13 protein-coding genes and 1 CRISPR repeat array (1 of these 14 only partly in view) are annotated in these 13,265 nt (G+C 47.0%); of the genes, 11 read left to right on the forward strand and 2 right to left on the reverse strand.

What is annotated here, in order from left to right; translation table 11 throughout:
* A CRISPR array of direct repeats spans nucleotides 1-564; the repeat unit is 32 nt; unit sequence GTCGCACTCCATGTGAGTGCGTGGATTGAAAT; it begins 404 nt to the left of the window's first position.
* 152 nt (nucleotides 565-716) lie between these two features.
* From JOE49_RS16035 to JOE49_RS16055, 5 genes are all read left to right on the forward strand, one after another.
* A complete protein-coding gene (locus JOE49_RS16035) occupies nucleotides 717-899 on the forward strand; it encodes a hypothetical protein (protein WP_209943723.1) in 183 nt (60 codons plus the stop codon).
* A gap of 336 nt (nucleotides 900-1,235) precedes the next feature.
* Nucleotides 1,236-2,624 (forward strand): helix-turn-helix domain-containing protein, encoded by a 1,389-nt coding sequence (locus JOE49_RS16040; protein WP_209941836.1) that lies wholly within the window; start codon nucleotides 1,236-1,238, stop codon nucleotides 2,622-2,624.
* 361 nt (nucleotides 2,625-2,985) lie between these two features.
* Entirely contained in the window at nucleotides 2,986-3,153 is a 168-nt protein-coding gene (locus JOE49_RS16045) for an aspartyl-phosphate phosphatase Spo0E family protein (RefSeq protein ID WP_019687040.1), read from the forward strand.
* 104 nt (nucleotides 3,154-3,257) lie between these two features.
* Nucleotides 3,258-3,452, forward strand: coding sequence for a Rha family transcriptional regulator (locus JOE49_RS16050; RefSeq protein ID WP_023988289.1), 195 nt, complete (start codon nucleotides 3,258-3,260; stop codon nucleotides 3,450-3,452).
* Nucleotides 3,453-3,576: 124 nt separating this feature from the next.
* Nucleotides 3,577-3,951, forward strand: coding sequence for a DnaJ family domain-containing protein (locus tag JOE49_RS16055; protein ID WP_069080479.1), 375 nt, complete (start codon nucleotides 3,577-3,579; stop codon nucleotides 3,949-3,951).
* 64 nt (nucleotides 3,952-4,015) lie between these two features.
* On the opposite strand, the gene gluQRS is transcribed toward JOE49_RS16055, so the two are convergent.
* A complete protein-coding gene (gene gluQRS / locus JOE49_RS16060; RefSeq protein ID WP_023988291.1) occupies nucleotides 4,016-5,011 on the reverse strand; it encodes a tRNA glutamyl-Q(34) synthetase GluQRS in 996 nt (331 codons plus the stop codon).
* A 322-nt stretch (nucleotides 5,012-5,333) separates the two neighbouring features.
* Between gluQRS and hrpB the strand changes: the two genes are divergently transcribed.
* From hrpB to JOE49_RS16090, 6 genes are all read left to right on the forward strand, one after another.
* Nucleotides 5,334-7,862 (forward strand): ATP-dependent helicase HrpB, encoded by a 2,529-nt coding sequence (gene hrpB / locus JOE49_RS16065; RefSeq protein ID WP_209941837.1) that lies wholly within the window; start codon nucleotides 5,334-5,336, stop codon nucleotides 7,860-7,862.
* Between the two features lie 117 nt (nucleotides 7,863-7,979).
* Nucleotides 7,980-8,564: a general stress protein gene (locus tag JOE49_RS16070; protein ID WP_028542417.1), complete on the forward strand. Its 585-nt coding sequence runs from the start codon at nucleotides 7,980-7,982 to the stop codon at nucleotides 8,562-8,564.
* A 270-nt stretch (nucleotides 8,565-8,834) separates the two neighbouring features.
* Complete coding sequence (locus tag JOE49_RS16075) at nucleotides 8,835-10,007, forward strand: acyltransferase (RefSeq protein ID WP_023988293.1); 1,173 nt, start codon at nucleotides 8,835-8,837, stop codon at nucleotides 10,005-10,007.
* Between the two features lie 162 nt (nucleotides 10,008-10,169).
* Nucleotides 10,170-10,808: a CatB-related O-acetyltransferase gene (locus JOE49_RS16080; protein ID WP_209941838.1), complete on the forward strand. Its 639-nt coding sequence runs from the start codon at nucleotides 10,170-10,172 to the stop codon at nucleotides 10,806-10,808.
* A gap of 264 nt (nucleotides 10,809-11,072) precedes the next feature.
* Complete coding sequence (locus JOE49_RS16085; protein ID WP_013310011.1) at nucleotides 11,073-11,435, forward strand: replication termination protein; 363 nt, start codon at nucleotides 11,073-11,075, stop codon at nucleotides 11,433-11,435.
* Between the two features lie 19 nt (nucleotides 11,436-11,454).
* Nucleotides 11,455-12,459 carry a Gfo/Idh/MocA family protein gene (locus tag JOE49_RS16090; protein ID WP_209943641.1) on the forward strand — a complete coding sequence of 335 codons (1,005 nt, stop codon included), beginning with the start codon at nucleotides 11,455-11,457 and terminating at the stop codon, nucleotides 12,457-12,459.
* 92 nt (nucleotides 12,460-12,551) lie between these two features.
* Here the strand turns inward: JOE49_RS16090 and JOE49_RS16095 are convergent, their stop codons facing one another.
* The gene (locus tag JOE49_RS16095; protein ID WP_053325293.1) at nucleotides 12,552-13,121 is read right to left on the reverse strand and encodes a TraR/DksA C4-type zinc finger protein; all 570 of its coding nucleotides are present in this window, start codon (nucleotides 13,119-13,121) and stop codon (nucleotides 12,552-12,554) included.
* Between the last annotated feature and the right edge of the window lie 144 nt (nucleotides 13,122-13,265).

Consider the following 13,265-nt stretch of genomic DNA (forward strand, 5'->3'; position numbering starts at 1 on the left):
CACTCCATGTGAGTGCGTGGATTGAAATTGTAGTTCTACTAGCTGAAGCTTACCGTCTTTATGTCGCACTCCATGTGAGTGCGTGGATTGAAATCAGGAGGAGGATATGTTAATAGCGGACGTGACGACAAGTCGCACTCCATGTGAGTGCGTGGATTGAAATTCTGCCTTCCGCCGTGTTATCAATCCGGTGATGACATGTCGCACTCCATGTGAGTGCGTGGATTGAAATAATCGAATAGGCTGTGAGGTTGTAGCTTTCTGCGTCGCACTCCATGTGAGTGCGTGGATTGAAATTTATCCATGGTTTAGACCTCCGATTAGTAGTTTAAGTCGCACTCCATGTGAGTGCGTGGATTGAAATTCATTAGGACGCTTAGCCTTTGCCTTGGTAGTTGTCGTCGCACTCCATGTGAGTGCGTGGATTGAAATCACATCGAATAGTTGAAATAATTTCTATTTTTTTGTCGCACTCCATGTGAGTGCGTGGATCGAAATATCAATTCCATCGGCGTGCCAGCTTTTCAAGATTGTCGCACTCCATGTGAGTGCGTGGATGGTATGAAAAAGAAGGCTTGTTTCGTGGCCTGCCCAGCAGTGAATAGGTGCAAATTTCTTCTTAACGGATTCCTGATTCGGAAAATTCCCCTTACTTTTATGCGACAATTAACTAACATTTACAATGGTTGAAGTATAAATTTAGGTGGGAGTTGCTTATGAGAATTTCCATGAGTAAGTTACTAAAACTCTATGCAGCGATTTTGTTGGGCTACGCAATAGGTATAGGGTTATTTTACGCTTTGGGATATAAGATGAGCGCTATGGGAATCTATGCAATTTTGACAGGAATGGTGACTGGAGAAATAATCAACTTCGCATTATCAAAGCGAGAGAAATGAACCTATGTATCCCTTGATTACATCAACATCAGGGGATTTTTCATGTAATTTAAAGGTCCAACAGAGTTTCTGCATGGGACCTCACCTCTATATCATTTACTGGTGAGAATCCACATGGGAAATGAATTAGTCATATCAACGCTGTGAAATCTTTACTTGAAACCATCCAATGATTCCAGGATGTCGCTTGTCCAACATGTCCCAATATGTGTAAGTTATGCTGAATTTTCGCTATAAACATTAGTTGCATAATATATTGACAGATGGTTAATTATGGAGAAGAATAGAGGGTGATTTTTAAAATAATGGAATTTTTATGTGAAGGGTGGTTATGACTTGAAGCATACACCTACGATTTCAGCGGAGTTTGAGGATTATCTAAAACAAAATGATATGACATTGAGTCAATTTGCCGAATATTCAGGAGTTCATCAAAGAACGCTTAGTAATTGGATTACTCAGCATCGTCCTATTTCCGTACAGCAGCTAGACCGAATTACTGCGGCTATGGATTTGCCAGAAGGCTATTTTTACGATCTATACATAGAAAATTACATCATTGACCTTTCTCCGAATTTTAGGCGAATCGAGCCATTATTGTATCGTTGTGCGGAGCTGGACAAGCTGGATGCAATCCGTCGAATGGTTGGACATATCATGGATAATCCGCTGTATGCGTCCAGGCTATTTGATGTTGCAGAAGCATTATTTGAACAGGGACGACATGTTGCTGCGCTGCCTCTCTATGAGAATGTCGCAGAAGTGGAGAAATATCAGCATTCTGAACGCTTGGCCATCTGTCAATATCGTATATTCTCGATTCAAGTTGGAGACGATCAGAGCCGTAATCTCAAGGCAGCAACGCTATTTGAACCCTTTGTGGAACGTCTGGATGAAATAGACCAACTTGATGCGCTAAAAGATTTGGCGAATGTGTATCGTTCTTTGCGCTTATGGGATCGACTTGATACGACAGCTCGAAAAATGAGAGATAAAGCGGAAATCCAATATTCGATGAAGCATCAGCAGAAGAAGCGAGAGGGTTCTGGCAAGAAAACAAAGTGTCCGTTATTCGCATACATTACTTATGCTGATTTACTGTGCGCCAGTGTCTGTGAAGCTCAAGGTGATTATCAACAAGCCCTACAATATACATACGCCTACGCAAACTTGGATTGGGTCATAGAAACGGATGAGAACACTCAACACTGGGTCAACTTGTACAAACATTGGTCAGAAGGTAATACGTATGTAAATAAACTATTGTCCGGAGATATGAGTGTGCTTCCTGATTATGTTGAATATATTAGTGTATCATCAAATACCACTAAAGAAATGGTTACTCAATTATTGAATATTATGATGGCGGCTAACCGATTTCAAGTTGATGTGGATGAAATACTTAAGCAGTTCGAAACGGAGATAGATTCGATCACCCAGCAGCAACCATCTGCTGATATGTACACTCATCAAGTGGTTCCAGAACAATCAACGCGTTTTAAATATGAACTGGCTAAATACTACTTAAATAAAGGCAATTACTCATATGGATTTAAATACTTACTAGACGTTTTATCTAAATCATTAGTCATTAACAAAGAAGCCTTTTTCATTAGCTGTATAAGATTATTTGAGCAGTTCAAACAATTTGCAGACTTTAGAATGTGTACAAAGTATGAAAGTTTAGTTAGAGAAGGGCGAAAAGAAAGATTATTTTATTATTAATAGTTATTAATCATTTCTCAGTGTTGATTCCAAGTTGAATAAAATAAAATATATATGGAAAACGAAGAAGGTAGAATGTTACTGTGCAAGTAAAGCGGTCGCTTTAGCCACGAATTTTAACCTTCATCGGACTTTTTTTAGGAAATCCGGTGGCGGTGGGAAACACCATCCGACTGCGCAGTGGAGCATAGGTAATTTTTAAGTTCAGTTTGAAGGAGTTTTCTTATCATTTACCAAGTAAACATAAAACGCCAAAAAAGTGCCTCTGGAATGCTCCAGAAGCACTTTTTTTGTCGAGCCAATTTTCAAAAAATCCAAAAGTTTACGTTTTGTATTAGGATATGACACAGAAGGGGGAATCATGCTGATGAATCCAGGTGTGACTTTACTTCGTGTCGAACGGGCCAGAAAAAGACTGTACCAAGTCCAGAAGAAATACGGATTTTTAACGCATCCCAAAGTGATTGAACAATCCATGAAACTGGATGAACTATTGAATCAATACCAAACCTGCAAAATGAAATCTTAGCTAATGTGTGTGCATGACGCGCTTTTAAAGGAAGAAGACGAACTCCAAACCCCAAACCCCAATCAAAATTCTAAATCCTATACTATGAAGAGGTGATAACGTTGTTGAACTTACGAAATCCTGTAACCCCTTTTGGATGGAAAATCAAAGAAAAGCTAGTCGAGAGGCAAATGGATCAGAGAACATTTTGTGATACCTACCATATTCCTGCTAGCCGCTTGTCCAATCTCATTCATGGAACACGTAAGGCCAAAAAATATAGAGTACAAGTATGTCAATTGCTTGGGATCGAAGAATAACCCTCTTTCTCCTTTATGTAAACAGGACATCCTAATGATATGTAAGCTACAGTGGCAAAGGGCTCCAGGTTTCTTTAATATAGATTGTACATAGGATGTTTAATACAAGGAGTGGAAAGGGGCGATGGGGATGTTCTCCAGAATGGCAGAGCAGAAGATTGCCGAGGCGATGGCCAAAGGTGAGTTTGATCATTTACCGGGAGCGGGCAAGCCACTGGTGATCGAGGATTTGTCACATGTTCCAGAGGAGCTGCGGATGTCGTACAAGCTGTTGAAGAATGCAGGCATTTTACCGGAAGAGCTTCAGTTACAAAAGGAATGTGTCCAGTTACGTGATTTGCTTCACGCTTGTCATGAGGCAGGAGAGCAACAACGGATCAGTCGCAGGCTGACTGAAAAATCACTTCGTCTCCGTATGCTGCTGGAGGAAAGAGGGCTAAATACGTCGTCTGTATTTTATGAATATGAGTCCGCTATGCGTAAGCGACTGGAGGAATAGAAGCGAGCGGAGCAAAGGGCGGAATGCCCTTGCCCGTACACTTTGATTTCCGCGCTTTACCTCATTACCGTTGCAGTGCAGATAATCTCATGAGGCATTGTTTCGTCAGGATGACGGGTTCTTTGGGCAGTTTGTCCAAATGAAAGTCATCGATTAAATCCACAGCCTTCACAGGCTCAGGTGAATCCAGCAGCCCGGAAAAATAGGCGAGCCAGCCAATGACTGCTTCCGGTGTGATACCTTGTCGGCGCATAGCTCGGAGTGCTACGCCACCATGTCGTTTGGCCAGCCTTCGCCCATCAGGGCCCAGGACAAGGGGAACGTGTGCGAAACGTGGCGACTGCAACCCCAAAGCTTGGTACAGCAATAGCTGACGGGGAGTCGAATCGAGAAGATCATACCCACGTAGTACGTCGGTCATATACATATCTGCATCATCGACAACGACAGCCAGCTGATAGGAAAACATGCCGTCCGCCCGTTTGACGATAAAATCGCCGCCCTCTGCCGCACCGAAGGTCACATGGCCTGCTACCTGATCATGAAACGAAATAACGGCATCTGGATTTTGCGGTACTTTAAAGCGAAGTGAAGGGAGTTTATGTTGTGCTTTGGCTACGACATCTTGAGAGCTAAGGTTACGACATGCACCTGAATATGCGGGTCCTTCACCAGACAGTCCATGTGGAGCATGGGCGGCAGCCACAATGTCGGCCCGACTACAAAAACAAGGATACAGCAAATCTTGCTCCTGTAGTATCTCCAATGCAGATTGGAAGCGTTCCAGCCGCTGGCTTTGAGTGTAGGGACCGTAGGGACCGCCTACGTCGGGTCCTTCGTCCCATTCCAGCCCGATCCAGCGCAAATCTTCCATAATCCCTTGCGCCAACTGGCTGCGAGCTCGCGTCATATCGATATCTTCCATGCGCAAAATATAGGTTCCACCCAGGGAGCGAACGTGCAGCCAGGATAATAAGGCGGTGCGAGCGTTTCCTAAGTGTATCCATCCCGATGGTGTTGGGGCAAATCGCCCTCTGATGGGTTGGGCCTGTAATTCCATACGAAAGTGACCTCGATTCTATATTCCGTCCTTCAGCAATCCATATCAACCATATTATAAAACGAACTTGCCGCGAGTGCATCTCGACAGGTATAGAAGCTAAACACGAAGCATACATAGCCGCGATGGCCAGACGGGAAATTTAAATATCTGTATAATAGGTTTAGAAGAATTATGCACGACAGACCGAAGAGAAGTCCCAGAGGGGCAGCTTAGCCTTTTCTATTCATTGCTCGATAATTACAGGTAATGAAAAATTCACAATAATAAAGGAATTAAAACTTAGATTCTACGCATCAAGCGTATCATTGGAGAGATTTCATTGACAGATAAACAACTGCCTATTATGCAAGTGATCCCCGAGCTTAAACATACACTGCAATCCCATTCGGCGGCGGTACTGATTGCACAGCCGGGAGCGGGGAAAACGACGGTAACACCGCTGGAGCTGCTGCATGAGCCGTGGCTGGCAGGGCAAAAGATGATTATGCTGGAGCCGAGGCGTTTGGCAGCACGTGCAGCAGCAGCGCAAATGGCGAAAGCGCTGGGAGAGCCCACCGGGAAGACCGTGGGTTATCGGGTTCGTATGGATACAAAAGTAGGACCAAACACGCGGATTGAAGTGGTTACGGAGGGTGTACTGACCCGGATGCTGCAACATGATCAGGCATTGGAGGGAGTCGGGCTGATTATTTTTGATGAGTTTCATGAACGCAGCCTGCATGCAGACTTGGGATTGGCACTTGCCCTGCAAAGCCAGGCGCTGTTGCGACCGGATTTGAAGATATTGATCATGTCTGCCACCCTGGAGGCAGAGCCTGTATGCAGACTGTTAGGGGATTCGCCATTGCTGGAATGTCCAGGCACCGTATTTCCAGTAGAAACCTTTCATATGTCCAAACCTTCATCAATCTCATTAGAGTCTTTTACGGCTGACACGGTAGAAAAGGCGCTTGATGTTCATGAAGGCGATCTGTTGGTGTTTTTACCAGGGGCTAGAGAAATTCATAGAACGGAACGAGAATTGGCTTCAAAGCATTTACCAGCACACGTCAAGGTAATTCCGCTGTACGGCAGCATGAAGCTGGAGCAGCAGGATGAGGCAATACGTTCATCGGCTTTGGGCAGTCGAAAAGTGGTATTGGCCACATCGATTGCCGAGTCCAGCTTGACCATCGCCGGGATTACGGTGGTGATCGATAGCGGACTTTCGCGGGAGTCGGTATTTTCCGCGCGAACTGGCATGAGCCGTTTGACTACCGTCAAGGCGTCCAAGGCCTGCGCCGACCAGCGGCGCGGACGGGCGGGCCGCCTCCAGCCGGGCGTATGCTACCGGCTGTGGAGTGCGCAGGAGCATGCCGCGCTCCACGATGCCAGCCGCCCGGAGATCGCCGCGGCGGATCTGGCCCCGCTCGCGCTGGAGCTGGCGGCCTGGGGCGTGCGCGAGCCCGCCGAGCTGGCCTGGCTGGATGCCCCGCCTGAGGCCGCGTACCGCCAGGCCACAGGTTTGCTGCATCAGCTCGGCTGCCTGGATGCAGCAGCCGACGGCACTACAGGCGGCATCACCGCGCATGGGCGCGAGGTGTCCGCCCTAGGCACGCACCCGCGCCTTGGGCACATGCTGTTGCGCGCAGCAGCCCTTGGCCTGGCCCCGACTGCCAGCCGTCTGGCTGCGCTGCTGCAAGAGCGGGACCCGTTCCGCGCTCATGGCGGAACGGATTTGCGCCCACGGCTGGATGCCCTGCGCGAGGCGGCCCATGCCCGCAGCACGCACAGCCTGCTGCGGGCAGTAGACGATACGGTGATTCGCCGTATCGTGCAGGAGAGCCGGCAGCTGCTAGCCACGCTGCCGACAGCAGCCGCAGCTCAGGACGAGCCTGACGGCTCCGCGGCTTGCGGGCTGCTGTTGGCCTTTGCGTATCCGGATCGGATCGCGCAGGGCCGGGGGGATGGCCGCTTTTTGCTTAGCGGCGGCCGGGGCGCGCGACTCCGACAAGTGGAGTGGATGTCGCGTTCGTCCTATCTCGTCGCCGCTGAAGTGGACGACGAGGGGGCAGACGGTGCCATTCAGTTGGCGGCACCAATTGAACTGCAAGAGCTGGTCGAGCATTGCAGTGAAATGCTGTTGGAACAAGCCAGCGTATACTGGGATAGCTCCGCCTCAGCAGTGAGAGCCCGTAAGGTACTGCGGCTGGGCTCACTCGTCTTAAAGGAAACGTCCTATGAGCGACCTCCGGCAGAGGAAGTAGCTGCTGCCTTGATGCAGGGTGTCCGTGAACGAGGTCTGAAGCTGCTGTCATGGAATCGGCAAACCCTCCAGTTGCAGGCTCGTTTGATTTTTATGCACTTCTCGGCGCCTGAGGACTGGCCGGACTGCACGGAATCGGCATTGCTGGATTCACTGGAATCGTGGCTGTTGCCTTTTGCTCTAGGAGCCAAAAATGTATCCGATTTGCAACGGCTGGACAGTGCTGCATTGCTGCTAGGCAGGCTAGATTGGGAACAGCGGCAGCAGCTTGATCAGGAAGCGCCGACGCATATCCGCGTACCCAGCGGTTCCCGCATTCCTGTCGATTATTCGAATCCTGAGGCACCAGCGCTGGCCGTACGACTACAAGAGTTGTTCGGTATGAGGGATACGCCTCGTATTGGACGCGGACGCGTACCCATTGTATTGCATTTACTGTCACCTGCCCAGCGACCTGTCCAAGTGACGTCCGACTTGTCCAGCTTCTGGAGCGAGGCTTATTTTGAGGTCAAAAAGGACCTGAAGGGTAGATATCCCAAGCATTATTGGCCGGATGATCCACTGGAAGCTGTGGCGACCAACAGAGCAAAGCCAAAGCGTTAAATAGAAGCTATTTTATGCTAATCGACTTTTGAATTTTCATAAAATCGTTTAAACGTCATAATGGCGGGGTAATGAAAGACGAACCACTCAACACCAAAATATTGGGAGGTAACTATTATGGCTAATAACTTAAACGATTATAATGAAAAGAAAATTGTTGGTGTTTTTGATACAGAGCAGGAAGCATCTCGTGCGATAGGACAATTGCAGAGCAAAGGAATCCCAAGCAGTGAAATTTCTGTGATCACCCGTGACCGTGACGAGCTAAGGACGATTAGTGAAGAGACAGGCACCAAAGCACCGGAGGGTGTAGCGACAGGGGCGGCTACCGGCGGTATTGTGGGCGGCGTTGCTGGCTTGCTGGCAGGCATCGGGGCCTTGGCTATTCCGGGTATCGGACCGATCCTTGCTGCTGGACCTATCGCGGCTACTCTTACCGGAGCAGCTGTCGGAGCGGGAGCAGGTGGCTTGGTCGGTGGACTGGTCGGGCTAGGCATTCCAGAAGATGATGCACGTCAATACGAGACATACGTCGATCAGGGCAAGATTTTAGTGCTGGTGGATTCTGCTGACCATCACAGGGATGTTTATGATATTTTCCGCACCAACCGTTCGCTGAATGCGGATCGTTACAGAACGTATGATGATACGGTGGCGGATACGCGGACAGATGCGTACACAGATACTAGAAGGAACCTGTAAACAACTAACGGCTAGTTGAGAACGTGATTTAACAGGCTTTCCTATCTCCTTTGTATATAGGTTGTTTCTACAGCAGCAGTCTCCCCGAGAGGGAAGACTGCTGCTTTTACATGTTAGTGAAACATAGAATAAACCTGAGATAAATGATGCTTTGCTTGCTGTTGGCACGTTTATCCTTCTATATATTTTTACAGAATTGTCGTTATAATAGATTTGAGGATTTTGAAAAATCCTGGATTTATAAATTGCTAGATGTAACAGGAGAGTGACATGAGTCAAAAAGAGAGAATTTCCGAAGTCGCTTTGCTAAGAGGGCTGGCTTTTGCCGCCGTTGTTCTTCAGCATTCCGTCGCACATTATGCGGTTGCGCAGGGGGCGCGCATCCAGGACGGGGTTTTGATGACACTTTTACTGCTGTGTTCCAAATTTGCAGTTCCGGTGTTTGTGTTTATCACGGGCATGGTGCTATTTTACAATTATGATGGGGTCTTAAAGTACGGAACGTTTTTACGTAAAAGATTCATGGACATCATCGTTCCGTATATCATATGGTCTCTTTTATACGAATTGGGAAATCAGCTTGCCCAAAGTGGTGGATATATTCACCCGCTGGATTTTTTCCAGAAGCTATTGAACGGGAAAAGCAGCTATCATCTATGGTACATCGTTATGATTATCCAATGTTATGTGTTATTTCCCGTGTTTCGTTATGCGGTCCGTCATTTGTCTGCGCTACTGCCGTCAAAATGGCGACCCGCTGCATTGGCTGGATTCGGCGTGCTATATATTTTGCTCATGTTCGCCGTTGGACCCGTATACCAAGCGATGGATAAGCTCCAGCTTCCGGTCATTACCTCTTGGTTTACCTTGTACGCTGACCGGAATGTGATCTACTTTTTCTTTTATTTTGTGTTAGGAGCGGCAGCCGGGATGAACGTCAAGCGTTGGAATGCTTGGGTAACCAAAGCACAGATGATATACTGGCCGTTGTTTATCGTGATTACAGGCTACTTACTGTACGAGATGATCGGTCAGTTCCAGACGCCGCGAGGTACAGTTCTTTCCTTTAACTATTTGTCTTTGCTGCGTCCGGTCATGGCTGTATATTGCGTCGCGTCTATTTTTGTAGCTTATCGGGTAGCGACGTGGATTGCTCATAAGGGGGGACGTGCGGCGAGTATGCTGACGGCCATCGGAACGTTGTCCTATGGAGCGTATCTCATGCATGCCTTTATGCTGCGTGTGACCTATTATTTTGACGAGACGTTTTTTGCAGACTGGAGCCACGTTCTTCGTACGCTGGCTTCGTTCGTTCTCTGTATGATCTTTTCCGTTGCCGGAACATGGCTACTGGCACGCTTGCCTCTGGGCAAATGGATCGTGGGGCTTCGGGTTCGTCCTCGCCCGACTGGAGGTCCGCCAGCCTTACAAAAGCAAGCCTGATTTGATAACCCAATCACATATGTTCACATGAGTATCCCAAAGCCAAGAACTAAGGCCAAGGGATACTTTTCTATCTACATTTGTTTAATAGTATGCATACTGATAGACTGGATGTTCCTTTACCAGTTAGGTGAAGGAACAACCATATGGGAGGGTCGCAAAATGAGTGGTCCAGATACAAGAAGCGTTTTTCCGATGAAAAATATTAGAAGTCTGTGTTTTTTGAACAATGTAGTGGTTAATCCATATATCGAAATCGGGGATTATACCTACTATGACGATGATGATAACCCTTTGGATTTTGAGAAAAATGTCCTTTATCATTTTGATTTTATAGGGGACAAATTAAAGATTGGTAAGTTTTGTGCGATTGCAGCCAAAGCCAAATTTATTATGAATGGTGCTAATCATAATACAAATGCATTTACGACTTTTCCTTTTGGAGCGTTTGGCGGAGATTGGGAAGTTGGTTTACCCAATTTAAGTGGGGGCTACAAAGGGGACACTGTGGTTGGAAATGATGTTTGGATTGGTTACAACGCTACCATTATGCCCGGAGTTCAAATTGGTGATGGCGCGATCATTGCGTCAAACGCCGTGGTGACTAAAGATGTTCGGTCATATTCCATTGTAGGAGGAAATCCTGCGAAGTTAATTCGTTATCGGTTTGATGAGGAAACTATAGCTATGCTACAAACCCTGAAATGGTGGGACTGGGACATCCAAAAAATAACAGAATATATTCCTGTTTTGACAAGTAACGATACGGAGGCCTTAAAACAATTAATCCAGTCTTCGTAATCTGTAACTCTATTTTTTTAGTTTTAATTACATTATTTCAACATATGAAAAATTCATAATAGTAAAAACAATAAAATCATTTCTCAGCGCTTCGCACACTACTCTATATCGCCTCATTCTATATCTCTCGCCATCTTAAAACAGGTCACAAGAGATGAAGGGTTCTCATACGCTCTCATATCATCAAAGGAAATAGTGTATGGACGCAGAGTGGTTTATAATGGAAGATAAGGTGCACGAATAAGGTGTGGAGGAGGCTGTGAAATGGCGTTTATGATATCCCAGCGGGCTTTTATCAAAATTTATCTGATCACAATGGTGGAGAGGCATCGCGGTTATGGATATCAGATGCTCGAATCGATGAAAGATGAGTTTAGTGGCTTTGGGTATGTTCCGCCTCAGAGCGAGGTTTACCGGGCGCTGCATGAGCTGGTACAGGAAGGTGTTTTTTACCGTACCAAGCGATTGAAAGGAACAGACCCGCGCGTGGATTTTCAGGAGATTGTACTCTATCACTTTACAGATGATGGGGAGGAGAAAGCACGATTGTACAAGAAGCAGGTCAAAGCTGATTTGGACCGTTGCTTAGGTATGCTGCATAAAGCGGAACAAGACAACTATTCCTAACCACGAAAGGATGAGAATGATGGGTAGAAAGCTGAAATGGGGAATTTTAGGCACTGCGGAGATCGCCCAAATCGCTGTAATTCCGGCAATTCAGCAATCCGAACGCGGAGAAGTGCTTGGGATTGCTAGTCGTAATGCGGATAAAGCCGCTGAGACCGCCCGGGAGTTCGATATTCCGAAAAGTTATGGAAGCTATGATGAACTGTTGGCTGATCCCGAAATCGGAGCGGTGTACATTCCGTTGCCGAACCATCTGCATGAAGAGTGGACCATTCGGGCAGCGGAGGCTGGGAAGCACGTTTTGTGTGAAAAACCATCTTCTCTTAGCTCGGCCGGGACAAGTCGCATGATTGAAGCATGTCAACGTGCAGGAGTGATCTTTGCAGAGGCTTTTATGTATCGCTATCATCCCAAACATCGAAGAATTAAGGAAATTATCAATAGTGGGGAAATTGGTGACATTCGCGGCATCCATTGCACGTTTACGTTTAACAATACCGATCAGGCAGATAATGTGCGCTTTAATAAAAACATGGGCGGCGGCTCGCTATATGATGTGGGCGTCTATCCGATATCAGCCGCTCGTATGTATTTGGATCGGGAACCGGAGGCAGTGACGGTACATGCCTTATTTTCCCCGGAGCATGACAACGTCGATATGATGGCTTCCGGTTTGCTGGAATTTCCGGGTGGAGTCAACCTTACTTTCGATTGTGGCATGTGGGCAGCTAATCGTTCCAACATGGAAATTCTCGGTAGCAAGGGTACGATTGCGATGCCCAAAATGTTCGGTTGGGAAAGAACGTCTGTTGTACCGCAAATTTTCGTCCACGTCGGTTCGGTCACGCGTGAGGAACGTCTGAAAGGTTTTAATTCCTTTGAACTGCAAGCGGATGCTTTTGCTAAAGCGGTGCTTGACGGTGTCCCGTTGCCGTATGAGCCAGAAGATGCGGTGAGCAATATGAAGGTGATCGACGCTTGTATTGAGTCAGCTCGCAGTCGGAAACGGATAGAAATTGGATAACGGGATCACTGTATTCCCGTAAAGACATAAAAAGCAGCCTGTCCAAAGGACAAGCTGCTTTTTTAGATGAACGAATACATAAGCATATAGCATTACATATTTTCATCATAATCAGTGACATCACGCTTGGCGGCAGTTGCAGGCGAGTTCGATGTACCGTATTTCTCCACGGCGTCCCATGCGCCCGCATCGTCAAATCGTCCTGCATTCCGTTGGCGAACCTCACCTGCACCCTTGGGCGGCGGAGTCATGACCTGTTCCTCTACAGGACGGTCATTCGATAATTCTCGAGTTGGCGTGTGCTCGACTGTATAGGCTGTATATGGAATGGCTTGCAACCGTTCAAAAGGAATTTCTTCCCCGCTCGCCACACATATTCCGTACGTCCCATCCTTCATCCGTTGAAGGGCTGCATTGACTTGCTCCAGCTCGTCTTGCAGCGAATCATTAATCGCCAGATCACGGGACCGTTCAAAGGTTTCTGTCCCTATATCAGCGGGGTGGTTATCATAGGACGAGAGCTCACCTGTGGAATCTGTCAGTGTTTCTCCCAATTGAGCGTTTTCCTGACCGTTTTGTTCAAAATGCTTTTCTAAATCCTTTTTCTGCTCCAGCAACATATGTTTCAGCTCTGCAAGCTGCGAATCGTTCAAATGGTTCATGATCATCTCTTCCCTTCGTGGTCTGTATAAGTGACACGTATGCTCTTTTATACCCGTTCATAGGGCCGGGCAATCAGCAGAGACTTTTATTCCCAGCCTAGAATGTGATATAAAAAGAATAGTGTGTTAAGGAGGGAATAACCG

The sequence above is a fragment of the Paenibacillus sp. PvR133 genome (genome assembly GCF_017833155.1).
Taxonomy (GTDB): Bacteria; Bacillota; Bacilli; order Paenibacillales; family Paenibacillaceae; genus Paenibacillus; species Paenibacillus polymyxa_B.